The organism is Halorubrum luteum (assembly GCF_054652935.1).
The window spans coordinates 1196213-1222151 of the sequence record NZ_BAAIGT010000002.1; the positions used below are offsets into that span (position 1 = coordinate 1196213).

The following is a 25939-nucleotide window of genomic DNA, read 5'->3' on the forward strand; positions in this document are numbered from 1 at the left end:
TTCGCCGACCGAGTAAAAGGGTGCGATCACCGCGCCACCGGCCGGGCACGAAGCCACGCCCATCTCGCCGTTGACCAACTGGACCGAGGTGATCATCGTGTCGCCGTCGGGACGCCGAGGCGAGTCCGAACGGAGCGGAGCGGCGACAGCGTTAAATTCGTGTACATACTTGTACATTACAAGACGAAGATATACATTGGTGTCCACAATGAGTCTCACAGAAACGATCCGGCGGGTGACGGATGGGGAGGATCTCACGGTCGAGGAGGCGCGCGAGACGGCGCGGCTGGTGTTCGAGGACGCGACCGAGGCACAGATCGGCGCGCTGCTGGCTGCGCTGCGGGCGAAAGGCGAGACCGAAGCCGAGATCGCGGGGTTCGCACAGGGGATGCGTGACGCGGCACGGACCATCGACCCCGACCGCGATCTGCTCGTCGACACCTGCGGCACCGGCGGCGACGACTACGACACGATCAACGTCTCGACGACCGCGGCGATCGTCGCCGCGGGCGCGGGCGTTCCGGTCGCGAAACACGGCAACTACTCGGTGTCCTCCTCCTCGGGAAGCGCCGACGTGCTGGAGGTCGCCGGCGCGGACATCGAGGCGGAGCCCGAACGGGTCGAGGCCGCGATCGAGTCCGACGGGATCGGGTTCATGCTCGCACCCGTGTTTCACCCGGCGATGAAGGCCGTCATCGGGCCGCGCCGGGAGCTGGAGATGCGGACGGTGTTCAACGTGCTCGGTCCGCTCACCAATCCCGCCGGCGCGAACGCGCAGGTGCTCGGCGTGTACGACCCGGAGCTCGTCGGCCAGATCGCTCGGTCGCTCGCGCACATGCCGGTCGAGCGTGCGCTCGTCGTCCACGGGTCGGGGATGGACGAGATCACCGTACACGACGAGACGGTCGTCGCGGAGGTCGACGGGGAGTCGGTGACCGAGTACACGATCACGCCCGAGGAGCTCGGACTGGAGCGGGCTCCGATCGACGACGTCGCCGGGGGGACGCCCGAGGAGAACGCCGCCGACCTGCGCGGGATCGTCGCGGGAGACGTCGTCGGCGCGAAACGGGACCTGATCCTCGCGAACGCCGGCGCGGCGGTGTACGTCGCCGGGAGAGCCGAGAGCCTGGCCGAAGGCGTCGAGACGGCTGCCAACGCGATCGACTCCGGCGCGGCCGCGGAGAAGTTCGCCGCACTGTGTGGCCCGCAGACCGACGCTGCGGACGTCGACGAGCAGATCGCAGGAGGCGACGACTGATGGCGCGGGTGAAGATCTGCGGGTTGACCCGTGGTGCGGACCTCCGTGCGGCGATCGACGCGGGTGCGGACGCGGTCGGCGTAATCACCGAGGTGCCGGTCGACACGCCACGAGAGGTCGACCGTGCGGCGGCCGCCGAGCTGCTCGCCGACGTCCCCCCGTTCGTCACGTCGACGCTCGTGACGATGCCCGACACCCCGGAAGAGGCGGTCGAGCTCGTGCGAACGACCGAACCCGACGCGATCCAGCTCCACGGCGAGTGGACCGCCGACGAGATCGGCTACGTGCGCGCGGAGACGGGTGTGAAGGTGTTGTGTACGGTCGACGCCGACGACCACGGGCGAGCCGAGGCGCTCGACACGGTCGTCGACGCGCTGGTCGTCGATTCGACGCGGGAGTCCGGCGCAGGGGGTACCGGCGAGACCCACGACTGGGCCGCCACCGGAGCCTTGTCGGACCGGCTCACGTCTCCGGTGGTACTCGCTGGGGGGTTGACTGCGGAGAACGTCGCCGAGGCGGTGCGGATCGCGGACCCGTTCGCGGTCGACGTCGCCTCCGGCGTCGAGCTGACCGGCGGACGGAAAGACCACAACGCGGTCGCCCGCTTCGTCGCGAACGCGGGCCGCGAGATGGAGGTCGTATGACCGGAATCGACGATACGACCGAGACGGCCACGACTGACGAAGCCGAAACGCGTCTCGATCGCTCCCGCTCGGAGTTCGTCGACCTCGCGGCTGGCGCGGAGAAACCGGTCGTCGTTCGCGCGGCGGCGTCGATAGACGCGGACGTGACACCGCTTGCGGCGTACGCGACGTTGGTGGGCGACGACCCGTACGGGTTCCTCCTCGAATCCGGCGAGAAGGTCGCGTCCAGCGATCCGGACGGGGCGTTCACTGCCGGCGGTAAGCCCGACAAACACGCACGGTACTCCTTCGTCGGCTACGACCCGGAGGCGATCGTCTCGTTACACCCTGACCGCACCGAGATCCAGCGGCTCGGTCCGGCGGCGGAGCTGATCGGTAACCCGAGCGACGAGTCCACGCCGGAACGCAACGACGACCCGAGCGACGGCTCTGCACCGGACGCGGTCGACGTGATCGACCGCATTCGAGACGCGTTCCCAGACGTGACCCTCCGCGGATTCCCTGAAACTGAGCGTCAGACCCTCTCGGGCGGGTTCGTCGGCTTCCTCGCGTACGAGGCGGTGTACGACCTCTGGTTGGAAGAGGTCGGCGTCGGCCGCCCGGAGACCGAGTTCCCCGACGCTGAGTTCGCGCTGACGACACGGACGGTCGTGTTCGACGAGTTGGAGGGGACCGTGGAGCTCGTGTTCACGCCGGTCGTCGACGTCGACGACGACGCTGGCGAGGTGTACGACGAGATCGCCACGGAGGCGGCGCGGGTCGCGGACGCGCTCTCCGACAGCGGGGGAGAGATGCCCGAAACGGGTGGATTCCGCCAGTACGATGAGACCGCAGGTCCGCGAGCGGAGTACGAGGAGGCGGTCCGGGCGGCGAAGCGTCACGTCCTCGACGGCGACATCTATCAGGGTGTGATTTCACGAACGCGTGAGCTCCGTGGCGAGATCGATTCGCTGGGGCTGTACGCCGCGTTGCGGGACGTGAACCCCTCGCCGTACATGTACGTGCTCCGCCACGACGACCGGACGATCGTCGGCGCGAGTCCGGAGACGCTGGTCTCAGTGCAGGGTAACCGGGTCGTCTCGAACCCGATCGCCGGCACCTGTCCGCGCGGCGAGAGTCCGGTCGAGGACCGGCGGCTGGCGGGCGAGATGCTCGCCGACGCCAAGGAGCGCGCCGAGCACACGATGCTCGTCGACCTCGCGCGCAACGACGTCCGCCGGGTGTCCGAGCCGGGGTCGGTCCGCGTCGAGGAGTTCATGAACGTCCTGAAGTACAGCCACGTCCAGCACATCGAGTCGACGGTCACCGGAACGCTGGCGGCCGACGCCGACGCGTTCGACGCGACGCGCGCGACGTTTCCGGCCGGCACGCTCACGGGCGCGCCGAAAGTGCGCGCGATGGAGATCATCAGTGAACTCGAACGCACGCCCCGGGAGGCGTACGGCGGCGGCGTCGGCTACTACTCGTGGACCGGGGACGCCGACTTCGCGATCGTGATCCGGACGGCGACGATCCGGACGGCCGACGCGGACGACCTCGACGAGCACGCTGACGTTGTCACCGTCCGCGCGGGTGCCGGGCTCGTCGCCGATTCGGACCCCGCCTCGGAGTACGAGGAGACCGAACGCAAGATGGACGGGGTGTTGGCCGCGATCGACCGGATCCGTGAGAGTGACGGCGAATCTGACGAGTCCACGAATGCGCAAGCGAAGTCCGCCGGGATGGAGGTCGACCGATGAAGGTCCTCATCGTCGATAACTTCGACTCGTTCACGTACAACCTCGTCGAGTACGTGTCGGAGATCGGCGTCGACGCGGGACCGGGGTTCGACGACGACGTCGAGATCGACGTGGTGAAAAACACGGCGTCGATCGACGATGTCGCCGGTATCAGTCCGGACGCGATCCTCATTAGCCCGGGTCCCGGCCACCCGAAAAACGAACGTGACGTCGGCGTCACCGCGGACGTCTTGCGCGATCTCTCGCCGGAGGTGCCGACGCTGGGCGTCTGTCTCGGGCTCGAGGCCGCCGTCCACGAGTACGGCGGGACGGTCGGTCACGCGCCGGAGCCGATCCACGGCAAGGCGTACCCCGTCGACCACGACGGAGAGGGCGTGTTCCGAGGACTCGACCAGGGGTTCCGGGCGGGGCGCTACCACTCGCTCGCCGCGGTCGAGGTACCGGACGTCTTCGAGGTGTCGGCGACGACCGACCACGACGGGGAGCCGATCGTGATGGGGATCCGCCACCGCGAACACCCGATCGAGGCGGTGCAGTTCCATCCCGAGAGCGTCCTGACGGCCGTCGGCCACGAGGTGATCCGGAACTTCCTCGCGGAAGCGAATAGCTGACCGGGCGTCCAAGCGATCAGCCGCGCCGGAAGGAGAGTCGAACTGCGTCGCCGTTCTCGACGTCGCCCTCGTCGACGACCCCGTCGCCGGCGGCGAACGCGGCGTGGAGGTGTTCGTACGTTCGCTCGAGCCCCTCCACGATGACTTTCGTCTCACCGACCACCGGCATGAAGTTCGTGTCGCCGGTCCAGCGCGGGACGACGTGGGTGTGGAGATGGTCGACCGATCCGCCGGCGGCCTCGCCGCCGAGGTTGGTGCCGGTGTTGATCCCGTCCGGGTTCAGGTCGCGGCGCGTGGCGCGGAGCGTCGCCGCCTTCAGCCGACCATGGTCGAGCATCGTCTCGTCGTCGAGGTCGGTCCAGTCCTCGTGGTGGTCGTACGGGATCACCATCGCGTGTCCCGGGTTGTACGGAGCGTTGTTGAGGAGCACGTAGTTATGGTCGCTTCGCGCGACGATCCGGGCCTCGGTCGCGTCCTCCCAGTCCGGGAGGACGCAGAACGGACAGCCGTCGATCGGGTCCGAGTCGCGTTCGACCCACTCGATCCGCCATGGCGCGTAGATCCGCTCCATCAGTCGAACGCGTGAATGCCCGCGGTCGTCACCTCGACGCCATCGTCCGTGACAAGCAGCGTGTGCTCCGCCTGGCTCACGAGCGCGTCGTCGTCCTCTTTTAATACGGGGTAGCCTTTGATCACGTTCGACTGTTTGAGCCGCCGGAGCGCCATGCCGACGCGGTCACCGTCCAGCCATCGCGCGGCGAAGGGAAGGTCGTCGAACGCCTCGATCTCCTCGAGCGCCTGCCGTGCTCGCCGGTCCCGCACGCTTTTCGCGCGCTGGAGCTCGAAGATCTCCTCGCTGGTCCCCTCGCCGACCTTACCGCGGCCGTCGGTGGCGAACGGCTCGATCGCGACCGCCTGTCCGGGCTCCAGCTCCACGGAGCGGTCGACGCCCCGGTTCGGGACGTTCGGTCCGGTGTGTGCGTCGTAGCGCTCGACGCCGTGACCGGAGAGGTTGAGCACGGGCGTGTAGCCGTAGCCGCGGATCACGTCCTCGATCGCCCGGCCGACGATGCCGACCTCGACGCCCGGACCAGCCTCGTCGACCGCGGCCTCGAGCGCCATCTCTGCGGCCTCGACCAGCTCCGCGTTCCCCGTGTAGTCGACGGTCACTGCGGCGTCGGCGATGTAGCCGTCGACGTGAACGCCGATGTCGAGACACACCATCTCCTCGCCAAACTCCGTGTCGTCGTCGCGGCCGGGCGTCGCGTGCGACGCCTCCGCATCCACGCTGATGTTGACCGGGAACGCGATCCCCGCACCCGACTCTCGAATGAAGTCCTCGGTCCACTCCGCGACCGCCAGATGGGTCCGGCCCGGCTCGACCATCTCGCGAGCCTCGTTCATCGCCTCCACCAGCACCGTGCCGGCCTCGCGGTAGCTCTCGACCGCGTCGTCGTCGAGGGATCCGTAGCTCATACCCTTCGGTTCGAGCACGGGCCGCAAAGAGGTTGCGGGAGCAGATCGTCCCGTTCCATTCGCCCGCTCTCGACTCGGACTCTCTACTCGGATCCTCGGTGGTGGCTCGCAACCGATGGTCGATACCTGCAAGTCGGGGACGTCACAGAACTATCTTTGAACAGCGAGAGAATCCCGCCCATCATGTGAGGAACGAGTGTTCCGACACTGTTGTCGGAACCGAGGAGCGAACAGGTGGGGTCAAGCGGACACGCCTGTCGAGAAACCGCCCGCACTGTGGCCGGCTTGGATCACCGACCGAACGCTTTTGCTGTGCCCCGAGTTACAAAAGAGTGCTACGGAATCGGTGAGATGCCGGCCTCCAACAGACAAGGGGCGGTGACGAACGCGATCCGTTCGTCACACGGCGATGACATCGATTCCGATGGGGCCTGCGTGACCGGGCTACAGCCCTACAGCGAGGGAGAAAACGAGATTTCCCCGGTATGCTGCCGGTTCCCTCTGAATGCGGGTTGGAATCGGAATGTCTTGGTTCGCCAAGGCAGTCATCCGGTGGCCGGATGCCACGGCCAAGGCCGTGGAGGAAGTCACTCCATACAGTCCCCGGCGCACCAACCGTCAGAACGAGCCTGCTTCGTGATCGATCTCGGGCGTATATTGCGCAGTGTGAGTTCGAGTAGATGCTTATAAAGGCTCACTCGATGTGGAGAAGAGCGGTATATAAGTGAGCGGTGGAGAGGAGACTCCCTCGGAAGCCCCAGCTGCGACGGCTCGCGCGGCTCGCTGCGCGCTTCGGTCGCTTCGCTCCCTGCAGTGCTTTCGTCGCCGTGCGTCGCCCTCGCGGCTGCCCCTTCCAGTCCCACCCGACCGCCCCGCAGCCTCGGACCGCCCCAGCCTCGACCGGAGGGGGCCGCCGGCACCGCTCGGCGGCCCCCTCCGGTCTCCCTCGCGCGCTCGCTCACGGGCCTCGGGCCCGCTCGCGGCGCGCGCCACCGCAACCACAAGCAAAACATTGTTGGTTTATCAGGCGACTGCGGGCGGTCGGCGCGCGCCTCCGAGCGCCCTTTCTAGGGCGCGAGGAGCGCGTGCGAGGGAGGCGGCGGCGAGCGCGGAACGCGCGAGCCGCCGACGAGGCTGGGGAGGCGTGAGGTGCGGTTGCGGTGCGGTCGGGTGGGGTTGAAAGGGGCAGCCGTGATCCCCGCGAGCGGAGCGAGCGGGGGCTCGGGAGACGCAGTCTCCCGGTGGGGCGACGCCCGCCGCAGTAAGCACCGCAGGGAGTGAACGCAGTGAGCGACCGAGGAGCGCAGCAAGGCGCGCGAGCCGTCGCGGCTGGGGCTTTCAGATCGTTCGTCGCGGAGCTATCGCTCCCGCGACTCACTTATAAACCAAATCCGATCCCCTTACACGATTCCTTATAAACTCCCGATCCACCCTAATAAGAGACGTACGCCCGAGATAGCCCGCGAAGCACGCAGCGTCGCACGGCTGATCCGAGTATGCGATCGTGGAATACACACGAAGACAAGGGTTTCGTGCCAGCCTAGGAACGACCACCGAAGCGAATTTTGGTCGAAGTCGGTACCGACAGTCGTCAGGAACTGCGTGCCATGAGCCAACTTTGGGACGCGTGGCTCGAAATTCGGTTAGTGTTCCGGCAGCCGCTCGCAAGCCTGTTAGCCTGCAGGTTCGTCGGATGGAGTCCGACGCTCATCACGGAACTCGAAGACCCGCCAAAGCGCGGATAGGCAGTCATCTCCGCTGTACTGGATCGGACACGGCACTGCTCGGTGGGATGGACACGTCTGACCGGGAGGGGACGAGCACGTTTGACCGGGGCGATTCTCCACCACCCGTACCGCAAAAACCCACATACTCTTTTAGGATCCAAGCGCGTACCCACCATCATGGTCGACGCATTTGTCAGACTGATCTGTCCCGAATGCGGGAAGGAGTGGCAGGACAACCCCGCTGACCTCCAAGACCTCAGGGCCAACTTCAGCTGTCCGGACTGCCACGCGACGCGTCGACTTACCGAGTTCATGCGAACGGAACGCGATCTCGAGGCGGTCAAACAGTTCCAGTAGCGTCGATCGCCGCACACGGGAGTCGTCACACGTCAATCGATACTGATCGTTAGCGCAGAATAGCCGTTTTCGAGCCGTAGGAGGCCGAATATCCGAGGAGTGTGTTAACGGGACTCAAGATAATAATATAAGTCTCCGGTAGCAAAAGACGGTTGCTCATGAAGAAGCAGGAACTCATCCACCTTCACGGCCTCCTCGCTGAAGTACGAAAACAGTGCGAGTTCTGGGACGACGATCTCGACCTCGAGGCGTATGAGGAACTGGGCGTGAAGCCGACATCGATTCATAAATCGAAGACAGACCACAAAGCAGCCGTTTTTAAGCTGACTGAAGGAATCACCGCGCCGATGGAGGAAGCGGACTCCGAACCGCTGGCTCCCACGGCCGACTAAGGGTTTATCAGCGCCATCACCGCCCGCTACTCTCCGAGTTACAACTCTGTTCGATCCCGTCTGTCTACGGTGATCCCGACTCAGTCCAAGTCCGTCGTCCCGTCGTTGTCAGCCGATTTTGCCTCCGTGTCGTCGTCCTCGATCGTCGTGACGCGTAGCACTTTCAGCGGAATGTTCCGAAGCCGCTGACCGATCTCCTTGCGCGCGATCCGGCTGGCGTGTTCCTCACGGTCGACGTTGAACACGTCCATCTGGAGTTCGAGCGCCACGAGCCCCTCGTCGGCGGCGATGAACGCCGGTGGAAGCTCCTCACCGCCCGGGGACTGTCGGCTTCCCATCTCGATCTCGACGTAGTTGAGGTCCGGATTCAGCATCTCGCCGGTTTTCGAGATGGCGATCCGCACGGCTTCGTCGGCGGTCTCCACGTCGTACACCGGGACCGCGGCCTCAACGACGACTCGGCAGTCCATTGTGGGATCCCCTACCGCACGGGTGGGTATGAAACTTCGGCCGGCGTCGCTTCCGGACGACTAGTCGCCGCCATTACGGAGGTAATGGAACACGTACGTCTGCGCGTATCCCGCATACTCGTCGCCGAACCGCTCGCGGATCGCCCGGGACGTCTCCGCGTAGCTCCCTCGTTCGCAGTCGGGATAATACTCCTCGATCGTCGTTCGGATCCACGTATCCAACGGAACTGCCTCAAGATACCCCAGCGAAAACAGCAACACACAGTCGGCGACCTTATGGCCGACACCGACGAACCGCGTGAGCGACTCACGAGCGTCCTCGTAGGGGAGGTCGACCGCCTCGCGGGGATCCGCCTCACCGGTCGCAACCATCTCGGCGGTTCGTTGGACGTACGGCGCGCGGTATCCCAGCGAAAGGCCGCGAAGCTCCTCTTCGCTTCGCTCGGCCAGCTGTGCTGGCGTCGGGAACGCGTGGTACGTCGCGCCGTCACACTCGACGAGATCGCCGTACGTCTCGCGGAGTCGACGCTGCATGCCGTGAATCCGAGAAACGCGCATCTGGGCGGAACAGATGAACGAGATGAGACAGGGAAACGGCGGGTCTCGAACGAGTCGGAGTCCTTCGTACGCGTCGTACGCCCGTTTCAAAAGCGGCAGGTCGGGCGTCGCTTCGAGCATGGCATCGAGATCGTCGTCGAGCCGCAACAACTGCGTTATAAGCGGGACGGCATCGGTCGACGCTTCCCACTCCAGCGTGCCGTCGTGTACGCCGCCGGTCTGTCGTACACGTACCACGGTCGGCTCATTCGTGCTGTCGGCGACCGGCGGAACGACGGTCTCGTACCAGCAGTCACCTCCGTGGGCGTACGACTCCTGGTACGTCTTTCCGTCCGCCCGGGTCCACAGGTAGCTCTGCCCGCTCTCGACGGTTGCCTGCAGATCGAAAGCCCCAGCGATCTCCGCGATGTCGATCACGCCTCGTTCCATCGTGGAATAGGTCGGGCCACGGCCGTATTCAGGTTTCGATGAGAGCTACGCAGCCGGCGAGTGCGGGCCGGGTGAGCGGGAGCAACGCGTTGGTGGATGCGGACCGAACGTGGAGACTGGATCGGGCCGGTACGGATGTTCCGGACTAGCGAAGTTGACGGGCTGGCGAACAATGGGCAGGTAAAACCGGGACGGGTTTTTGCGTTCGGCGTTCCTACACCACGTATGCCTACCTATCGCCGGGAGACACGGATTCCGGCACCGATATCCGACGTCTGGGAGTTCCACTCGACCATCGACGGCCTTCGTGCGCTCACGCCGGACTGGATGCATCTCCGGATCGAATCCGTCGAGGGGCCATCGGGTGAGGCCGACCCGGAACTGCTCGTTCGCGGCTCGCGGATCCGCATGTCGATGCAGCCGTTCGGCGTCGGACCACGACAACGGTGGGTGTCCCGGATCGTCGAGCGCGATCCGGAAGGGGACGCGGTCGTCGAGGGAAGCGCGTACTTCGTCGACGACATGCTTCACGGCCCGTTCCGTCGCTGGCGACACACCCATTCGTTTTACGCCGACGGCGAGGAGACGTTGCTCGTCGACACCGTCGACTATCGGCTTCCGCTCGGTCCGCTTGGCGACGCGGTCGGTCCGTTCGCGAAAGTCGGATTCGAGGGCATGTTTCGGAACCGTCACCGCCGGACCATCTCCCGCTTCGCCGACTCCGTTTAAGTTGCTTCGGCCGTACGATGCGATATGGACGTCGATATCGTCGACATGGACCACGCCGCGATCCACGTGACCGACCTCGATGAGGCGCTCACGTTCTACCACGACCTCCTCGGAATGGAGATCCGCGACCGGCGGCGGTACAACGAGGGTGAGGTCCCCTACGTCGCAGTCGTCGCCGGCGGGCGACACATTCATCTGGTCCCGGTTGACGAGTCACCGTCGAACTCGGCGGACGGATCTCGCCCCGCTGCAACCGCCCGATCGTCTGACGGTCAACCCGACGGGACTCCGGACGAGGCTCCGTTCCACGGCGACCACCTCTGTCTGCTCGTTCGGTCGGACGACATCGACTCCAAAGCCCACCTCGAGTCGTTGCTGACGGCAGTCGAGGAGGCGGGATACACGGTTGAGCCGGACGAGCCGAAGAAACGGTACGGAGCGTACGGTCGCGACTGGGCGGCGTACGTTCGGGATCCGGACGGTCGACGGGTCGAACTCAAGATCCATTGAGGGCCCGACCGCGTCGACCCTGTGGCTCCGATCACGATGGTTTCGTGGATGCGGAGGCAGTCACGTAGATCCCCGCCAGCACGACGACGCCTCCAAGGATCGTGTACGTCGTCGGCAGCTCCGCGAGAAGAACCAGTGCGAGGATCGTCGCACCGATCGGTTCACCAAGCAGCGAGACGGAAACGACGCTGGACCGCAGGTGTGCCAGCGCCCAGTTGATCACCGTGTGTCCGAACAACCCCGGTCCGACCGCCAGCCCGGCGAACAACGCCCACTCGCGAGGCGGATAGCCACCGAGAGGATGCCCGCCGAGAACGACGATTCCGAGGAGCGTGACGGTACAGACGCCGTACACGACGACAACGTACGGAACCAGTGCGACGCGCTGACGGAGCGACCGCCCGGCGAGCACGTATCCCGCCGCCATCACTGCCCCGAACAGCGCGAGTCCGTTTCCGTACAGCGGTCGCGGCCCGACGAGAACGCCGCCGAGGAGATCTCCTAAAGACATCGTCGCCATCCCGAGCACCGCGACCACGATACCGACGACGGTTCGACGCGTCACGCGCTCGCGGAGCAGAAGCCACGCACCCGCCGCGACGAACACCGGCTGCGCCTGGACGAGCGTGACGCTCGCTGCGACGCTCGTCCATGCCAGACTCTCGAACCACGCCGCGAAGTGGAACGCCAGTGCGACCCCCGAGAGAACGGCGAACGCGCCGTCGCGTCTCGTGATTCGTCGAAAGTGGTCCGCGTACCGCACCGCCGCAATCGGAAGTAGCGGAAGCGTCGTGAACAACACGCGATAGAACGCGGCGACAGAGCTCGGCGCGTGGCTCCATCTGACGAGGATCGCACCCGTGCTCACCGCGAGGACGGCGGTCGCAAGCCCGAACGCGGGTGAGACGCGCGGAGATTCCGACTGCGGAGCTGTCGACGCCACCCTTCAGTCTCCCCGGAGGAGTGGCTTACCGTTTTCGCTAGCCGACCCGATGAGAATTTGTGATGGCGGCCCGAACTTCCGTTCATGGGCGCGGACACTTTCGGTATCGGGATTCATCTCACGGACGACGAGCTCCAGTTCGTCGTGCGCGTTCCATCCGATATCGACTCCGGCTGGGCGGATCCAAGCGAGTTCCAGACGCTCGTTGCCGAGGTCGTTTGGAGCCGGCTCGACAAGCGACCCGTCCTCGAATCGATCGCCACCGCGCATGACACCGGGGACACCGTCTCGATCGGCACGGTGACGCTCGAGCCGGACGGCACCGTCGTCACCACGTCCTTGCGCGAGGAGTTCCTCGACACGACACTGAACGCGGAAGGTGGTGATACCGCCGATGACCGGGATGGCGACGGCGATCAGTCGTCGTGAACGAGACGCGGAGCCTCCGCCTCCGAGCAGCTCGCCAGCACGAACCCGACACGAGCTGCCTCGATCGGGTCGTACGCAGTGAGATCGTACCGCGTCGGTCCGACCGTCTCTCCCCACGTGCCGAGCACACCGAGCTCGACGAGACCGGTTAGCGTCGCGCCAAGCGTTCGCGGCGTCGTCTCGGGCGTTTCGAGTGCTGCATGGATCTGTTTCGCCTGCGGGTAGTTTCGCGTACAGGCGTCGATCCCCCGCCCAGCCTCCGACCAGTGCCGCCGCGTGTATCCGAACGTCGTCGGATCCTCGCGCCGAAGCCGTTCGACCGCCTCAGTTACTTCCCGATCGATTCCGGTGACCTCGTCGATGACGGGCGTCAACGAATCGATCGCGTGGACCAGCTCCGCCGTGGGCGAACAGCCAACTACGAGCTCATCCCCGGCTGCCTCGACACCACGTGCCAGCTCCTCAAGGAAGGTACGAAGCGCACCCGACCCGAACGAGCCGAGGATATGGAAGACGTCGTCGACGAACACCGTCGGCCGCGTCTCGTCTTCACGGGAGAGATACTGCTCGACCGCCTCGATAACCGGATCGATGGTGTCCGGTTCCCCGAGTACCGTGTACGCCAGATCGTGCGCGGGGAACAGCTGCGTCGAGCCGGCCGCCGATCTGCTGCGTATCGGATCCCCCACCGAGATTACCGCCTCGCGCGTCGGCTTTGCCGCTCCCCAGCCTCGCCGCCACTCGTTGAGATCGGCGTCGAACACGACTGAGACGGTGTGACTCGGAACGGGGCCACGGCGGATCTCGGGTTGGCCCTCCTTGGCGAGTCGAAACGTGACTTCCCCGTCGGTCACCCCGAACCACCCATTATTACATCTAAATCGTGTAGAAAACGAAATAAACGTACCGGTGAGAGTATCACTCGTGAGAGTTCGTCTGGAACGTTATGGAGGATCGATCCGCGTGTCTGCGAAGAGCGATGCCACTCAACGCAGATTTCGAAATGAAAGTGGCCCACGGACGCGATGTCCGTGGGCCCGTCTATGAATAGCAGGCGGCGAATCACGGCTCCCAGAGGGTCTCCCACTCCAGTACTGCCTGAAACGCTGGTGAGCTTAACTTCCGTGTTCGGAATGGGTACGGGTGTTGCCTCACCGCTGTGGCCGCCTTAACGCCGACTCTCGGAGTCGAACCGAGATACCTCCACTGTCGGTCGGTAACTACCGTGTGTACGTGCGATCCAGATACCGCCTGAACTCATGCGAGGTGTGGGCTGTCAGTGCCCCATGGTATGACTGTGGCTCGGTCTGTTAGTGCTCGTGGACTCAACATCTCGTTGCCTCGATGCGTACATCCCGAGTCTATCGAACTCGTCTTCTACGAGTGACCTCTACGGTACCTCTTTTTCATGTGGGTTTCGAGCTTAGATGCGTTCAGCTCTTACCCCGTGTCGCGTGGCTACTCGGCATCTGCCCTTTCGGACAACCGATACACCAGTGGCGACCACTCGTAGTTCCTCTCGTACTATACGAGCGTTCACGTCAGGTACCTTCACACCCCCAATAGATAGCAGCCGACCTGTCTCACGACGGTCTAAACCCAGCTCACGACCTCCTTTAATAGGCGAACAACCTCACCCTTGCCCGCTTCTGCACGGGCAGGATGGAGGGAACCGACATCGAGGTAGCAAGCCACCCGGTCGATATGTGCTCTTGCGGGTGACGACTCTGTTATCCCTAAGGTAGCTTTTCTGTCATCTACGGGTCCCATTCCGGAACCTCGTAGGTTCGCTAGACCACGCTTTCGCGTCAGCGTCACTCGTTGGGAATGACACTGTCAGACCATCTTGTGCTCTTGCGCTCTTCGCCGGATTCCCGACCCGGCTGAGATGATCTTCGGGCGCGCTCGATATCTTTTCGAGCGCGTACCGCCCCAGTCAAACTGCCCGGCTACCGGTGTTCTCCTCCCGGAGTGAGAGTCGCAGTCACCGACGGGTAGTATTTCAATGATGCCTCGGTGGCCCGCTGGCGCGGGTACCTGTGTCACGGCTCCTACCTATGCTGCACATCGGCGACCACGTCTCAGCGACAGCCTGCAGTAAAGCTCTATAGGGTCTTCGCTTCCCCTTGGGGGTCTCCAGACTCCGCACTGGAACGTACAGTTCACCGGGTCCAACGTTGGGACAGTGGCGCTCTCGTTTATCCATTCATGCAAGCCGCTACTGAAGCGGCAAGGTACTACGCTACCTTAAGAGGGTCATAGTTACCCCCGCCGTTGACGGGTCCTTCGTCCTCTTGTACGAGGTGTTCAGATACCCGCACTGGGCAGGATTCAGTGACCGTACGAGTCCTTGCGGATTTGCGGTCACCTGTGTTGTTATTAGACAGTCGGAGCGCCCGAGTCACTGCGACCTGCTCCGTCGAGAGCAGGCATCCCTTCTTCCGAAGGTACGGGACTAACTTGCCGAATTCCCTAACGTCGGTTCTCCCGACAGGCCGTGCCTTGCGCTGGCAGTGCACCTGTGTCGGATCTCGGTACGGACATCATGCTCGTCTTTTCACGGGCCCTATGTACGGCTGACTTGCGCTATCTCAGGCTTCGATCGCTTCCTGCCATGACGGCTTCCACGATGTTCCCTGATTCGACCGGGCGAGTGCCCGGCTCAGCGGTCCACACGGCGTCGACTTTTACTGCATGATGGCACTGGAATATTAACCAGTTTCCCGTTGTCTCGGTCAGGTTGTGGCGAGACTTAGGACCGGCTGACCCTCGGCTGAGTGGCAGTGCCGAGGAACCCTTGCACATCAGGCCGTCGAGGTTCTCACCCGACTATCGCTGCTACTGTGACCAGGATTGTCGTTACTGAACGGTCCACGCGAGCTCTCGCCCGAGCTTCCATCCGGACAGTACGCCGACCTACGCGGTCATCCTTTCACGGATGCGGCCAGGTCTCGGTGGTAGATTTGAGCCCCGATCATTTTGGGCGCCTCAAACCTCGGCCGGTAAGCTGTTACGCTTTTCTTAGAGGGTAGCTGCTTCTAAGCTCACCTCCCGGCTGTTTAGGGCTTGAGACCACCTTCGAATCGCACTTAATCTACACTTTGGGACCTTAACCCGGCTCTGGGTTGTTCCCCTCACGGTACACAGGCTTACCCCGCGCACCGGACTCCCTTCGTCTACGACGCCTGCAGGTTTGGAGTTTGACAGGATGGCCGACTCCTCTCGGAGGCGGGTCATCCAATCGGTAGCTCTACCCTGCGGGCTATCTCGGAAGAGGTCATGCTTCGACATGTTTCGGTCGGAACCAGCTGTTGCCAGGCTCGATGGGCCTTTCACCCCTATTCACGAGTCACGAGAGGGTATTGTAGGACACCAACTCTAACAGGCCTCCACGTGGCTTTCGCCACGCTTCACCTTGCTCGCGAATAGATCGCCTGGTTTCGGGTCGTACCCACGTGGCTCCCCGCGCTTGAACACGGTGGCCCTCGCAATGCTGCGGCCGTATCGGTTTCCCTGCGCCTTCCTCGATACTCGAGTTAGACTCGCCATGTAGGTACACTCCCTGGGTCGTTTTTCAAAACGCACGACACGACGCCGGCTCGATTCTCTTCCTACTGGAGGATCGCTCCTCGGTCGTTTTGAGAATCGCCTTCTACGCCCTGTCGCTCGATCGCCAACTGATTTCAGGCCCTATTGCACCGCCCTTCTCGGGGTGCTTTTCAGCGTTCGCTCACGCTACTTGTTCGCTATCGGTCTCAAGGAGTGTTTAGCCTTCCCAGGGGATGCCTGGGGTGTTCACAGAGGATATCCGACCCCTGCTACTCTGGAATTGACGCCGTTCGTACTTGGATATCTTACGGGGTTGTCACCCTGTCTCACGCTCCGTTCCAGGAGACTTCAGATACCGGTTCGGAACTTGGTTGTCAACCCGAACACCACATTGGTCCGAAGACCTTCGGTTTGGGCTGTGTCGCGTTCACTCGCGGTTACTAACGACATCGCGGTTGCGTTCTTTTCCTCCCCCTACTGAGATGTTTCAATTCGGGGGGTTCCCTATTGCGCAAAGCAATTGCAAAGCGGATTCCGATTCGGAAATCCCATGTTCTTTCCCTCCATGCGGGTCCCATGGGCTTGTCGCAGCTTGGCACGTCCGTCATCGGCTCTTGAGCCGAGCCATTCACCAGCTGGCACAGTAGCCAGTAGTGTGTCAAGTGACTATGAAAGTCACCCGACTGTATATGGTTCACTGACGTTCCACGAACTCGGATGAGTTCAGTGGACGTCTGGATCGCACGTATACACGGTCGTCATCGAATCACGCCGGGTGTGGACGGCGTGTTCGTCGAACCCTTCCCATCCGCGGTTTCCCGGGGTGGTGCATCGGTCGTCTGTTCCAACGGAGCCGCGTCTCCCACTTAAGGGGACGGATTCACGCTGGGTGGACATGGACTCACTGGGATTCGAACCCAGGGCATCCTCCTTGCAAGGGAGGCACTCTACCGCTGAGCTATGAGCCCACCTCGCTTCGGACGAAGCGAGGGTGTGTGTCGCGTGTGGTGTGAGCCGTGGTAGTTCGTAAGTGTCCGGGGCGGTGGGTGCGTGGACGTGTGGACCGTGCGAATGAGTAGTCACGTGCCGTCTGAAAGACGGCGCGTGGAAAGGTGAGCTCGCCTGAAAGGCGAGTCTCGGGTCAGTAGGAGGTGATCCAGCCGCAGATTCCCCTACGGCTACCTTGTTACGACTTAAGCCCCCTTGCGAAGCCCAGATTCGACTCGTGAAACGAGCCTCATCCGGACCTCACTCGGGTGCTTTGACGGGCGGTGTGTGCAAGGAGCAGGGACGTATTCACCGCGCGCTTGTGACACGCGATTACTACCGAATCCAGCTTCATGTGGGCGAGTTGCAGCCCACAATCCGAACTACGATCGAGTTTCTGAGATTACCGTCTCCTTTCGGAGTAGGAACCCTCTGTCTCGACCATTGTAGCCCGCGTGTTGCCCAGCACATTCGGGGCATACTGACCTACCGTTGCCCGTTCCTTCCTCCGTGTTGGCCACGGCGGTCTCCCTACTGTCCCCAACCACTTTGCAGTGTTGCTGGCAAGTAAGGATGCGGGTCTCGCTCGTTGCCTGACTTAACAGGACGCCTCACGGTACGAGCTGACGGCGGCCATGCACCTCCTCTCTGTGGCTCGTGGCGAGGTCATCAACCTGACCGTCATTACCACAGTCGATGCTGGTGAGATGTCCGGCGTTGAGTCCAATTAAACCGCAGGCTCCTCCGGTTGTAGTGCTCCCCCGCCAATTCCTTTAAGTTTCATCCTTGCGGACGTACTTCCCAGGCGGCCTGTTTAGCGGCTTCCCTACGGCACAGCACCCACTCGTAGTGGGAGCCACACCTAACAGGCATCGTTTACGGCCAGGACTACCCGGGTATCTAATCCGGTTCGAGACCCTGGCTTTCGTCCCTCACTGTCGGATCCGTTCTCGCGACGTGCTTTCGCCATCGGCGGTCCGTCCAGGATTACGGGATTTCACTCCTACCCCGGACGTACCCGTCGCGCCTTCCGGTCCCAAGCCACGCAGTTTCCACCGGGCGGCTCCCCGTTGAGCGGGGAGATTTCCCGATGGACTTGCGCGGCCAGCTACGGACGCTTTAGGCCCAATAAGATCGGCCATCACTCGGGCTGCCGGTATTACCGCGGCGGCTGGCACCGGTCTTGCCCAGCCCTTATTCGTCCACCTCCCTACGGTGGACAAAAGCACAGGCTCTATGCCTGTGCACTTGGGATCCCCTTATCGCACTGGCGTGCAGTGTAAAGGTTTCGCGCCTGCTGCGCCCCGTAGGGCCCGGAATCTTGTCTCAGATTCCGTCTCCGGGTTCTCACTCTCATGACCCGTACCGATTATCGGCACGGTGGGCCGTTACCCCACCGTCTACCTAATCGGCCGCAGCCACATCCTTCGGCGCCGGAGCGTTTGCCACACTCGCCATTCCAGGCCGAGTGTGGGATGCGCTATTAGCCTCAGTTTCCCGAGGTTATCGCGCTCCGAAGGGTAGTTTGGCCACGTGTTACTGAGCTATTCGCTACGAGTCTGAACTCGTACAACTAGCATGGCTAAATCGGATCCCAATAGCAATGGCCTCCGGCAGGATCAACCGGAATGAGTTCCTCGAGCTTGATTCCCAGCTCGAGGGGGTTGGCGGGTTTTGACTCACACGATGTGTGAGATCAAAACACCATTGCATGGTCCAATATGGTGTCCAGTGCATCCAGCGACCCGGATGGCACCGAACTACCATGGCTCACATCAGATCACCGCTTACGCCGGAGCGCAGGGGGCGTGATCCTCATCCTTTGCGGACCTGAACGTTGTGTCCGATGGGGTATAAGCCCATCGGAGTGCGTCGGTCCGGTGGCGAAACCGTCCCGGGGTGACCGGTCGGGGTTCGCGATGCGTTCTGCGTCGCGTTCGAGACGAGCGCCCTCGGATTGATAAGGGCGTCGGAACGCGACGACCGGCCGCAGTCGGCCGATTGTGACACCCCGTCGCCGGGGCGTCCTTCGCATTCATCCGAATGCCCGGGTTGTACTTAACCCCGTCGAAGCAAACCCGCCACGTCACCCGATTTCATGCGAACATGATCACATGGAAGCGTTATTTCGGTTAGGAGTCGGAGGCTGTGTGGTTTCGCGGAATCGCCACGGCCCGATCGTCGCTCGGTTCCCAAGCGTGCCCGTGGTGAACGACATCCGCGTGCTCGCCGCCTTCAGCAGTTCGTGAGGAAGATGGCTTACCGATTGCAGTCACCAAAACACGAACGTGTCAGCTTCGTCTCCGAGCGTTTTCCGTCTGTATCGGACCTTGTTTTCCGTCTGTATCGGACCTCGTTACCACCGAGGGGTGATTGGTTATATACGCGGAACAACGGACACTTCGGCTAGTGGAGATCAGTTAATGAGATTATATTCGGCCAATCGTTTTGATATGGGCAGTTATCTTTCCTATACTCATATATTTCGTCCAAGACTGCGCCAGCAGTAAACTAACCGTAGTTGGATAGCAGTTCCATGTCGAGACGATTTCGTAGCAGTCTCATAGATCGTTCACTACTGCTGAATTACTGTGTCGCTGGGGAGTCGCGGATCAACGGAATCGACAGATTCCGTGATCCGCACCGACGACAGTTCGCTACTCCGCCAGCAGCTCGTAGTCAAGAAGCTTGAGAACCGGCTGCTGCGACGCCAGATTACTGCACAACAACAGAAGATCGAACAGCTTGAGGCTCGCCTCAAGCAGTACGAAAATCCAAACACACCACCCAGTAGACAGGGTGGTGCGGCTAATTCACCAGGCGATGACGACCAAACCGAGGACGAAGACCAAGAACCTGATGAAGACGACGCTGGCGGCGACTCTGACGCCGCCAGCGACTCATCGCCTGGACGCAGCGAAGGTCACGAGGGAACAACTCGAACAGCACCTGAACCAGAAGAGACGATCCTCGTTGATCAGGGATTCTGTCCAGACTGTGAGCAAATCCTCTCTAGCCCTGATAGCTACGTTTCACGGACTATTATTGACGTACCGCTTCCTGTTCCAACCACTGTTACCGAGTACAAGCTCGGCAAACACCACTGTTCTTGTGGTAACGAGGTTGTTGCTGAGCATCCTGACTGTCCCGAAAAGGGGCGGTTTGGGCCAAATATCATGGCCCAAACCGCTCTCGGTCGGTTCCATCAACGACTGCCGAACCGGAAACAGGCCGAGCTGTTTGACTGGGACTTCGACCTTCCGATCTCTCACCGGACGATCTACAACTTGACTAAGCGGGTCGCAGCCGGTCTGCGACCCGCTTACGAGGATGTCAAAGAGAAGATTCGGGAGAGTGAGGTCGTCTACTGCGATGAAACAGGCTTTCCGGTCGATGGAGAACAACACTGGGCGTGGACGTTCGTCACTGATGACGAAGTGCTGTTTTGGGTTGATGGTATGTATTTACCCCGAGGACGCAACAGCGGGCACTGCCTGAGTTCGTGAAATCATCTCATTGTTTCGAGCGATTCGCTTGAATTCTTCGTAGGGATTACGTCCCTGCTGGCGGCAGGTCGCCAGCAGGGACAGCAGCGTCTCATGCACGAACATACCGCGGTCGTTCCGGAGCGTTCCAATGATCTTCCGGAGAACCACCGGCTCACGAAGCGCGTTTTCAGCCGCGTTGTTCGTCGGAGAGACCGCTGGCTCACCGATGAAGGTGAGCCAGTGGTCGAGGCCTCCTTCGATCTTCCCGAGTAGTGTTGCCACTGGTCCGTCGGGCACTGACCGCTCTATCAGCGACTCAAGCTCTCTCCGGGCCACGTGCTGGAGTTCTGCTCGCTCACGAACTGTCAAGTCGCTCTCCAGTCGAATCTGGAGAGCGACGTACAGCTGTTTGAGAGCACGGTGGATCGGTTCGCCTTCCGGTTGCTTCTCAGCGGCGTCTTCAGCCTCCCGTAGAATATGCGCCCAGCACCGCTGGAGGTTGCTGCTGAAGGCCGGATACGCCGTCCAGCCATCACAGACGACCGTTCCCGCGAAGTCCTCGCCGAGGACTTCTGCGGGAACATCGCTTCCTCGACTCTCCCTGACCGCGTACAGCGTATGTTCCTCGGTAGTGAACGTCCAGATCCACGCCTGTTCGCCGTCACGTTTGATTCCAGTCTCGTCAACGTGGACAACGTCGGCTTGCTGGATCTGGTGGCGGATCTGCTCGTACTCACAGCGACCGGCGCGCGCAGCGCGCTCGGTCGCGTGCCATGCAGACGCGCCAGACAACTCCAGTCCGTGGAGCTGTTCGAAGCGGTCGCCGATCTTCCGGTATGGAAGACGGTGGTCGTACCGAGAGAGCGCTGCCTGTGCGATGACGTTCACCCCGAACTGCCCCTCATCGGGGCAGTCGGGGTGTGAGGCGACGGTTTCAGCTCCACAGGAGTGACACTCGTAGTGGTGCCGGTTGTACTGAGTGACTTCCGGTGGCTGTGGGTCAGGGAGTTCCTCGACGAGTCGGGGGCTGACGCCCGCCGACTCGTCGAACGCCTCACCACAGTCTGGACAGCAGTCACAGGTGACCTCGATTTCTTGATCTGGATCGGGAGCGTCGCGCCATTCCGGGTCATGTCCGGACTTTCGGCCGGGCGTGCCACCGTCAGTACGCTGTTCGTCGTCCTCGTCCCCGTCGGACGAGGACGACTCCTCTTGCTCCGACTGGTCCTTGCTCGGCGGTGTATGTGGTCCTTCGTACCATCGGATCTTGGCTCTGAGGCGCTTGTTCTCTTTACGGAGTTGCTGATTTTCTTGCCTCAGTTCTTCGTTCTCCTGCTCAAGTTCATCAACGCGGTTTTCGAGGGCAGTGATCCGCTCAAGCAGTTGCTTCACTTTCTCATCAGTAACCATCAGAACCCCCCTCGGCTAGTGCAGAAGACACGGGACGGTCTCCCTGCCGGAGACCGTCCCTCGGGGAATACCCTGTCGTCTGCATTGCTCTACTACGAGGTCAGGGGCAACTTACGAGAGAGTGGCGAAATCGTTCTGGGGGTAAACACGTACCTCATCAGTAACCATCAGAACCCCCCTCGGCTAGTGCAGAAGACACGGGACGGTCTCCCTGCCGGAGACCGTCCCTCGGGGAATACCCTGTCGTCTGCATTGCTCTACTACGAGGTCAGGGGCAACTTACGAGAGAGTGGCGAAATCGTTCTGGGGGTAAACACGTACGGTTGATGAAAGCCGAGGAAGTGGAGTCTTAGAAGACGTCCTCGGCGAGGAATTCGCCGAGGACTCGACGCTCAGTTGTGACGGCTGGTCGGCGTATTCGAGTTATCACACGAAACTGCAGCGGTGCTGGGCGCACCTGTTGCGGGAGGCTGAGTACGTCGCTGAACGGTACGAGGAAGCAGAGCGGCTGTCTGAAGAGTTGCACGCACTCCACGACGATCTAACGACGTTCGTCGAAGGAGATCCGTCCGCTTCCGCCCGCGAGCAGAAGCGGGCGGAAGCATCCTTACACCTGGAGGGCCTGGTGAGGGAAGGTTACGAGGCCCAAGAGGTTCAGCAGCTGATCAAGAAGATCAGCAATGGCTTGGGTCACTGGCTGACGTTCGTGACCGAACGGGGTGTTGATTCAACGAATAATCGCGCAGAGCGGGCTCTGCGCGAGCAAGTAGTCCTTCGGAAGATGTTTCGGACCCTGCGTTCGGCAGAAGGGGTCCAGATTCACGAGACAATAACAACGATGTTGGCGACGTGGAAACGACGAGGACTTGATCCACCTGAACAGCTCCAGTCAATTCTGGGTGGGAGAGAACTTCGGTAAGGACGAGAGGCATCACTGTGCGGTGTATCTTTGTCTTGCTATCCAACTACAACTAACCTGTTGAAAACAGGAGATGATCGTTTATACCACGGGCGTTTATAAGGGAGGGGGACACATATAAAAGCGAACGATGACGAACCCTGCAGATTCGATCGAGATACAGAACGTCGTTGCATCGACGGGAATCGGTCAGGAGCTGGACTTGGAGGCGTTGGCTGAAGACCTTCCGGGCGCTGATTTCAACCCGGACAACTTCCCCGGTCTCGTGTATCGTACCCAGGAGCCGAAGGCAGCCGCGCTCATCTTCCGTTCCGGGAAGATCGTCTGTACGGGCGCAAAAAGTATCGATGATGTCCATGAAGCGCTCGGCATCATCTTCGAGAAGCTCCGGGGACTCAGCATTCCGGTCGAAGATGATCCGGAGATCACGGTCCAGAACATCGTCTCCAGCGCTGATCTCGGCCACAACCTCAACCTGAACGCGCTCGCGATCGGGCTCGGATTGGAGGACGTGGAGTACGAGCCGGAGCAGTTCCCGGGTCTCGTCTACCGGATGGATGCACCGGAGGTCGTCATCCTTCTGTTCGGCAGCGGAAAGATCGTCATCACTGGCGGTAAGCGAACGGACGACGCCGAAGAAGCAGTTGAAGAGATCGTCGAACGGATCGAGGGTCTCGGGCTCCTCGGCTGAACCGCTCGGACATCGTTTCGGGGCTCTCGTGTTTCGAGAGTGTGTTTCATCTACGGTCCCGCATCACATCGCTTCTTTCCGTCCCCGCATCACATCGCTTCTTTCCGTCCCCGCATCACATCGCTTCTTTCCGTCCCCGCATCACATCGGTTTTCCAGATCCCGTACTGACCGAGTCGCCTACGGGTCACCGTTCTCGGTGAGAACGTCCTTGACGACTTCGGGGTCCTCGAGCAACTGGTGTTTCGTGTAGCTTCCCTCGGCGCTGCCGCCGCTGTGTTTCGACTGTTCGATGATATCGAGGAACGCGTGCTCTTTGAGAAGGTCGCGGACGCGACGGAGCGACAGACTGTCGGATCCCTCCTGTCGGCAGATGTTCTCGTAAATCTCGTATACGCGGCTGGTTCGGAACCCGTCTTGTCTCCCGTTCGACAGCGAGAGCAGCGCAAGCGCTTGGAGCACGTATCGTGAGTGGGGAGTCGAACCGCGGATGAGTTCGCGGAATCGATCCGTTTCCGCGCGCTCACGGGCCTGCGTGACGAACTCCTCCCGAACGGTGGGCTCGCCGTTCGACTGGGCTATCTCCCCGGCGTATCGTAGGATGTCGATCGCTTTGCGCGCGTCGCCATGCTCGCGTGCCGCGAGAGCGGCCGCACGTGGAATCGTTGACGCTTCGAGCACGTCCTCGTGGAACGCGTCGGAGCGGGCCTGCATGATCGCTCTGAGCTGGTTTGCATCGTACGGCGGAAAGACGAACTCCCGCTCACAAAGACTGGACTTGACGCGTTCGTCCATGCGGTCTTTGTACTGGATCTTGTTGCTGATCCCGACGACGCCGAGCTTACAGTCGGTTATCTTTCCGGCCTCCCCCGCCCGTGACAGCTGCATGAGGATCGCGTCGTCGTCGAGTTTGTCGATCTCGTCGAGGATGATCAGCACGACGTCGTATCGCTGATCGAGGATGCGCCAGAGGCGCTTGTAGTACGTCGATGTCGAGAGGCCTTTGTCCGGCACGTTGATACCGGTCGCGTCCGGGTCGTTGACCCCCTCGGCGATCGTCTGGACGGCCTGCGTCTCCGTCGTGTCCTGTGCGCAGTCGACGTATGCAAACGTGGCGTTGACACCCTCCTCGCCAGCAGTGTTGACGAGTCGCTGCGAGACGTACTTGGCACACAGCGACTTGCCGGTTCCCGTTTTTCCGTAGATGAGCACGTTGCTCGGACTTTGTCCGAAGATCGCCGGGTTCACCGCCGTGGCGAGATCGGATATCTCGTCGTCTCGCCCGACGATACGACCTTCACCAGGGAGATGACTGATCTCGAGAAGCTCCTTGTTTGCGAAGATGGGATCCTCTCGCGTGAAGAGGTCGTCCGCTGCGTCCATACGGGGGACACCGGGTTTCCGGTGAAATGCGTTCCGTTTCGTTTGCAGTGAGACACACACCGGGTTTCCGGTGAAATGGGGGATCGGTGGGTGAGGTGTCGTGCGGAAATCAGGTGTGGTGGGGTGTCGTGCGGAAATCAGGTGTGGTGGGGTGTCGTGCGGAAATCAGGTGTGGTGGGGTGTCGTGCGGAAATCAGGTGTGGTGGGGTGTCGTGCGGAAATCAGGTGTGGTGGGGTGTCGTGCGGAAATCAGGTGTGGTGGGGTGTCGTGCGGAAATCACGAGTCATGTGATCTCGAACCGCAACGCCGAGATCCGTCCGATATTGCTGTGTAGAGCCGTCAGCGTTCCCGTGTGAACTGGACCAGTGACAAAAGTTTGAACGGTTGTCTCATCACTCGGAGGAGTCCGATTTCGCAAACCACGTTTCCGGTGAAACAAACTCGAGTGGCGGAGCTTGCTCTGCAGGCTGCAGCTGGTTTAGTGACCGGTACTCAAATGAACTATTTATTAGTTTCTAATTGTACACGGAGTGTGTTCAGCGAGAATTCATCTGCTGATTACCCCAGAACGACACGTATAAGATCGTCTATCAAGATCTCAGCTTTGCACGTTAGCGTCAGCGGTTGAGTGAACGAAGAGGTGGTCGATCTCGGTCATCAAGTCACCGACACCGCGATCATCATTGTCTCGAACCCACGAGAAAAGGTTGGAGACGGCTTCCTTCAGGGAGTGTTCGGGGTTCGCTCGAAGCCCGCAACAAGACCTGTGGCGTAGGTTTTGGCGTGATGGCTCTGGGCTGGAGACAGCGACTCGAACTCGTCGAACACACGCGTACACGACAACAACTCCGTAATCGGCATCATCCGTCCTTGCCACCGCCTACGTCATGCTCCTACTTCAACGTGCAAAGCTGAGTTATAGAGTTGGGAGTCGGCTTATCATCGTGGCGTGGTTTGTGTCATTTGCTGTCGGCTTCCTCCCCGACCTCAAGGGTCGGAGCATCCGCGTTCCCGACCTGTGAAGCGACACTGCTGGGCATGGCTAGAAGGGATCGGGGATCGTTGCCGAACTGAGACGGGAGATCCTCCCCTCCAGTCCATCGTAACCCACCACACCACAAGAGACCAATTTCACCGGAAACCCGGTGTGTGTCTCAACGACATCTCACGCTCCATCCGTCGCTATTTCTCGACTCATCCGTCATGGTCCGATACATCACATCCTGTGTTACTGAATTTC

General features: G+C 61.7%; 18 protein-coding genes, 1 tRNA gene, 3 rRNA genes and 3 pseudogenes. 12 read left to right on the forward strand and 13 right to left on the reverse strand.

Annotated features, from left to right (window positions below; translation table 11 throughout):
• The first annotated feature begins 208 nt into the window (after positions 1-208).
• The 4 genes from trpD to trpG are packed head-to-tail and all read left to right on the forward strand — an operon-like array spanning position 209 to position 4252.
• A complete protein-coding gene (trpD, locus tag ACYQ0R_RS05980) occupies positions 209-1258 on the forward strand; it encodes an anthranilate phosphoribosyltransferase (RefSeq protein ID WP_459821613.1) in 1050 nt (349 codons plus the stop codon).
• Complete coding sequence (locus ACYQ0R_RS05985; protein WP_459821615.1) at positions 1258-1902, forward strand: phosphoribosylanthranilate isomerase; 645 nt, start codon at positions 1258-1260, stop codon at positions 1900-1902. The genes trpD and ACYQ0R_RS05985 overlap by 1 nt, the downstream gene beginning before the upstream one ends.
• Entirely contained in the window at positions 1899-3641 is a 1743-nt protein-coding gene (trpE, locus tag ACYQ0R_RS05990) for an anthranilate synthase component I (protein ID WP_459821617.1), read from the forward strand. Before ACYQ0R_RS05985 ends, trpE begins: the two co-directional genes overlap by 4 nt.
• On the forward strand, positions 3638-4252 hold the full coding sequence (trpG, locus tag ACYQ0R_RS05995; RefSeq protein ID WP_459821619.1) for an anthranilate synthase component II: 615 nt from the start codon (positions 3638-3640) through the stop codon (positions 4250-4252). The genes trpE and trpG overlap by 4 nt, the downstream gene beginning before the upstream one ends.
• A 16-nt stretch (positions 4253-4268) precedes the next feature.
• On the opposite strand, the gene ACYQ0R_RS06000 is transcribed toward trpG, so the two are convergent.
• A complete protein-coding gene (locus tag ACYQ0R_RS06000; RefSeq protein ID WP_459821621.1) occupies positions 4269-4823 on the reverse strand; it encodes an HIT family protein in 555 nt (184 codons plus the stop codon).
• Entirely contained in the window at positions 4823-5728 is a 906-nt protein-coding gene (map, locus tag ACYQ0R_RS06005) for a type II methionyl aminopeptidase (RefSeq protein WP_459821623.1), read from the reverse strand. Before map ends, ACYQ0R_RS06000 begins: the two co-directional genes overlap by 1 nt.
• Before the next feature lie 1904 nt (positions 5729-7632).
• Between map and ACYQ0R_RS06010 the strand changes: the two genes are divergently transcribed.
• Positions 7633-7812, forward strand: a complete 180-nt coding sequence (locus ACYQ0R_RS06010; RefSeq protein WP_459821624.1) for a DUF7836 family putative zinc-binding protein — start codon at positions 7633-7635, stop codon at positions 7810-7812.
• A 158-nt stretch (positions 7813-7970) separates the two neighbouring features.
• Positions 7971-8204, forward strand: coding sequence for a UPF0058 family protein (locus ACYQ0R_RS06015; RefSeq protein WP_216879300.1), 234 nt, complete (start codon positions 7971-7973; stop codon positions 8202-8204).
• Between the two features lie 80 nt (positions 8205-8284).
• On the opposite strand, the gene ACYQ0R_RS06020 is transcribed toward ACYQ0R_RS06015, so the two are convergent.
• Together ACYQ0R_RS06020 and ACYQ0R_RS06025 are read right to left on the reverse strand one after the other, a co-directional pair.
• The gene (locus ACYQ0R_RS06020) at positions 8285-8674 is read right to left on the reverse strand and encodes a DUF555 domain-containing protein (RefSeq protein WP_459821626.1); all 390 of its coding nucleotides are present in this window, start codon (positions 8672-8674) and stop codon (positions 8285-8287) included.
• A 60-nt stretch (positions 8675-8734) separates the two neighbouring features.
• Complete coding sequence (locus ACYQ0R_RS06025; protein WP_459821627.1) at positions 8735-9661, reverse strand: DNA-3-methyladenine glycosylase family protein; 927 nt, start codon at positions 9659-9661, stop codon at positions 8735-8737.
• A 225-nt stretch (positions 9662-9886) separates the two neighbouring features.
• On the opposite strand from ACYQ0R_RS06025, the gene ACYQ0R_RS06030 reads away from it, so the two are divergent.
• Together ACYQ0R_RS06030 and ACYQ0R_RS06035 are read left to right on the forward strand one after the other, a co-directional pair.
• Positions 9887-10390, forward strand: a complete 504-nt coding sequence (locus ACYQ0R_RS06030) for an SRPBCC family protein (protein WP_459821628.1) — start codon at positions 9887-9889, stop codon at positions 10388-10390.
• 24 nt (positions 10391-10414) lie between these two features.
• Positions 10415-10900, forward strand: coding sequence for a VOC family protein (locus ACYQ0R_RS06035; protein WP_459821630.1), 486 nt, complete (start codon positions 10415-10417; stop codon positions 10898-10900).
• 31 nt (positions 10901-10931) lie between these two features.
• On the opposite strand, the gene ACYQ0R_RS06040 is transcribed toward ACYQ0R_RS06035, so the two are convergent.
• Complete coding sequence (locus ACYQ0R_RS06040) at positions 10932-11843, reverse strand: DMT family transporter (protein ID WP_459821631.1); 912 nt, start codon at positions 11841-11843, stop codon at positions 10932-10934.
• Between the two features lie 84 nt (positions 11844-11927).
• On the opposite strand from ACYQ0R_RS06040, the gene ACYQ0R_RS06045 reads away from it, so the two are divergent.
• Positions 11928-12272 (forward strand): DUF8124 family protein, encoded by a 345-nt coding sequence (locus ACYQ0R_RS06045; RefSeq protein WP_459821632.1) that lies wholly within the window; start codon positions 11928-11930, stop codon positions 12270-12272.
• On the opposite strand, the gene ACYQ0R_RS06050 is transcribed toward ACYQ0R_RS06045, so the two are convergent.
• The 5 genes from ACYQ0R_RS06050 to ACYQ0R_RS06070 form a co-directional block, all read right to left on the reverse strand.
• A complete protein-coding gene (locus tag ACYQ0R_RS06050) occupies positions 12260-13126 on the reverse strand; it encodes a hypothetical protein (RefSeq protein WP_459821634.1) in 867 nt (288 codons plus the stop codon). The genes ACYQ0R_RS06045 and ACYQ0R_RS06050 overlap by 13 nt on opposite strands.
• A 195-nt stretch (positions 13127-13321) precedes the next feature.
• Positions 13322-13443, reverse strand: a 5S ribosomal RNA gene (rrf, locus tag ACYQ0R_RS06055).
• Positions 13444-13562: 119 nt separating this feature from the next.
• Positions 13563-16477 (reverse strand): 23S ribosomal RNA (locus tag ACYQ0R_RS06060).
• Between the two features lie 240 nt (positions 16478-16717).
• Positions 16718-16789 (reverse strand) — tRNA-Ala (locus ACYQ0R_RS06065).
• 178 nt (positions 16790-16967) lie between these two features.
• A 16S ribosomal RNA gene (locus ACYQ0R_RS06070) occupies positions 16968-18438 on the reverse strand.
• The 16S, 23S and 5S rRNA genes sit together here with 1 tRNA gene alongside, the layout of an rRNA operon.
• A 961-nt stretch (positions 18439-19399) precedes the next feature.
• On the opposite strand from ACYQ0R_RS06070, the pseudogene ACYQ0R_RS06075 reads away from it, so the two are divergent.
• Positions 19400-20263 (forward strand): annotated as a pseudogene (locus ACYQ0R_RS06075) (IS66 family transposase); the annotation flags it as partial.
• A gap of 9 nt (positions 20264-20272) precedes the next feature.
• Here ACYQ0R_RS06075 and tnpC read toward each other — a convergent pair.
• Positions 20273-21706, reverse strand: a complete 1434-nt coding sequence (gene tnpC, locus ACYQ0R_RS06080) for an IS66 family transposase (RefSeq protein WP_459821240.1) — start codon at positions 21704-21706, stop codon at positions 20273-20275.
• 322 nt (positions 21707-22028) lie between these two features.
• Between tnpC and ACYQ0R_RS06085 the strand changes: the two are divergent.
• Positions 22029-22625, forward strand: a pseudogene (locus ACYQ0R_RS06085) (IS66 family transposase); the annotation flags it as partial.
• 130 nt (positions 22626-22755) lie between these two features.
• Positions 22756-23316: a TATA-box-binding protein gene (locus ACYQ0R_RS06090; RefSeq protein ID WP_459821636.1), complete on the forward strand. Its 561-nt coding sequence runs from the start codon at positions 22756-22758 to the stop codon at positions 23314-23316.
• 179 nt (positions 23317-23495) lie between these two features.
• On the opposite strand, the gene ACYQ0R_RS06095 is transcribed toward ACYQ0R_RS06090, so the two are convergent.
• Both ACYQ0R_RS06095 and ACYQ0R_RS06100 read right to left on the reverse strand, forming a co-directional pair.
• Positions 23496-24698, reverse strand: coding sequence for a Cdc6/Cdc18 family protein (locus ACYQ0R_RS06095; protein WP_459821638.1), 1203 nt, complete (start codon positions 24696-24698; stop codon positions 23496-23498).
• Positions 24699-25297: 599 nt separating this feature from the next.
• Positions 25298-25453, reverse strand: a pseudogene (locus tag ACYQ0R_RS06100) (IS701 family transposase); the annotation flags it as partial.
• Between the last annotated feature and the right edge of the window lie 486 nt (positions 25454-25939).

What these genes read in the sequence shown, in the direction of transcription:
- ACYQ0R_RS06035 (WP_459821630.1), top strand. Translation starts at nt 10,415, where the DNA reads ATGGACGTCGATATCGTCGACATGGACCACGCCGCGATCCACGTGACC.
- ACYQ0R_RS06030 (WP_459821628.1), top strand. Translation starts at nt 9,887, where the DNA reads ATGCCTACCTATCGCCGGGAGACACGGATTCCGGCACCGATATCCGAC.
- trpD (WP_459821613.1), top strand. Translation starts at nt 209, where the DNA reads ATGAGTCTCACAGAAACGATCCGGCGGGTGACGGATGGGGAGGATCTC.
- ACYQ0R_RS06045 (WP_459821632.1), top strand. Translation starts at nt 11,928, where the DNA reads ATGGGCGCGGACACTTTCGGTATCGGGATTCATCTCACGGACGACGAG.
- ACYQ0R_RS06000 (WP_459821621.1), bottom strand. Translation starts at nt 4,823, where the DNA reads ATGGAGCGGATCTACGCGCCATGGCGGATCGAGTGGGTCGAACGCGAC.
- ACYQ0R_RS06020 (WP_459821626.1), bottom strand. Translation starts at nt 8,674, where the DNA reads ATGGACTGCCGAGTCGTCGTTGAGGCCGCGGTCCCGGTGTACGACGTG.
- ACYQ0R_RS06015 (WP_216879300.1), top strand. Translation starts at nt 7,971, where the DNA reads ATGAAGAAGCAGGAACTCATCCACCTTCACGGCCTCCTCGCTGAAGTA.
- trpG (WP_459821619.1), top strand. Translation starts at nt 3,638, where the DNA reads ATGAAGGTCCTCATCGTCGATAACTTCGACTCGTTCACGTACAACCTC.
- map (WP_459821623.1), bottom strand. Translation starts at nt 5,728, where the DNA reads ATGAGCTACGGATCCCTCGACGACGACGCGGTCGAGAGCTACCGCGAG.
- ACYQ0R_RS06090 (WP_459821636.1), top strand. Translation starts at nt 22,756, where the DNA reads ATGACGAACCCTGCAGATTCGATCGAGATACAGAACGTCGTTGCATCG.
- ACYQ0R_RS06010 (WP_459821624.1), top strand. Translation starts at nt 7,633, where the DNA reads ATGGTCGACGCATTTGTCAGACTGATCTGTCCCGAATGCGGGAAGGAG.
- ACYQ0R_RS05985 (WP_459821615.1), top strand. Translation starts at nt 1,258, where the DNA reads ATGGCGCGGGTGAAGATCTGCGGGTTGACCCGTGGTGCGGACCTCCGT.
- tnpC (WP_459821240.1), bottom strand. Translation starts at nt 21,706, where the DNA reads ATGGTTACTGATGAGAAAGTGAAGCAACTGCTTGAGCGGATCACTGCC.
- ACYQ0R_RS06095 (WP_459821638.1), bottom strand. Translation starts at nt 24,698, where the DNA reads ATGGACGCAGCGGACGACCTCTTCACGCGAGAGGATCCCATCTTCGCA.
- ACYQ0R_RS06025 (WP_459821627.1), bottom strand. Translation starts at nt 9,661, where the DNA reads ATGGAACGAGGCGTGATCGACATCGCGGAGATCGCTGGGGCTTTCGAT.
- trpE (WP_459821617.1), top strand. Translation starts at nt 1,899, where the DNA reads ATGACCGGAATCGACGATACGACCGAGACGGCCACGACTGACGAAGCC.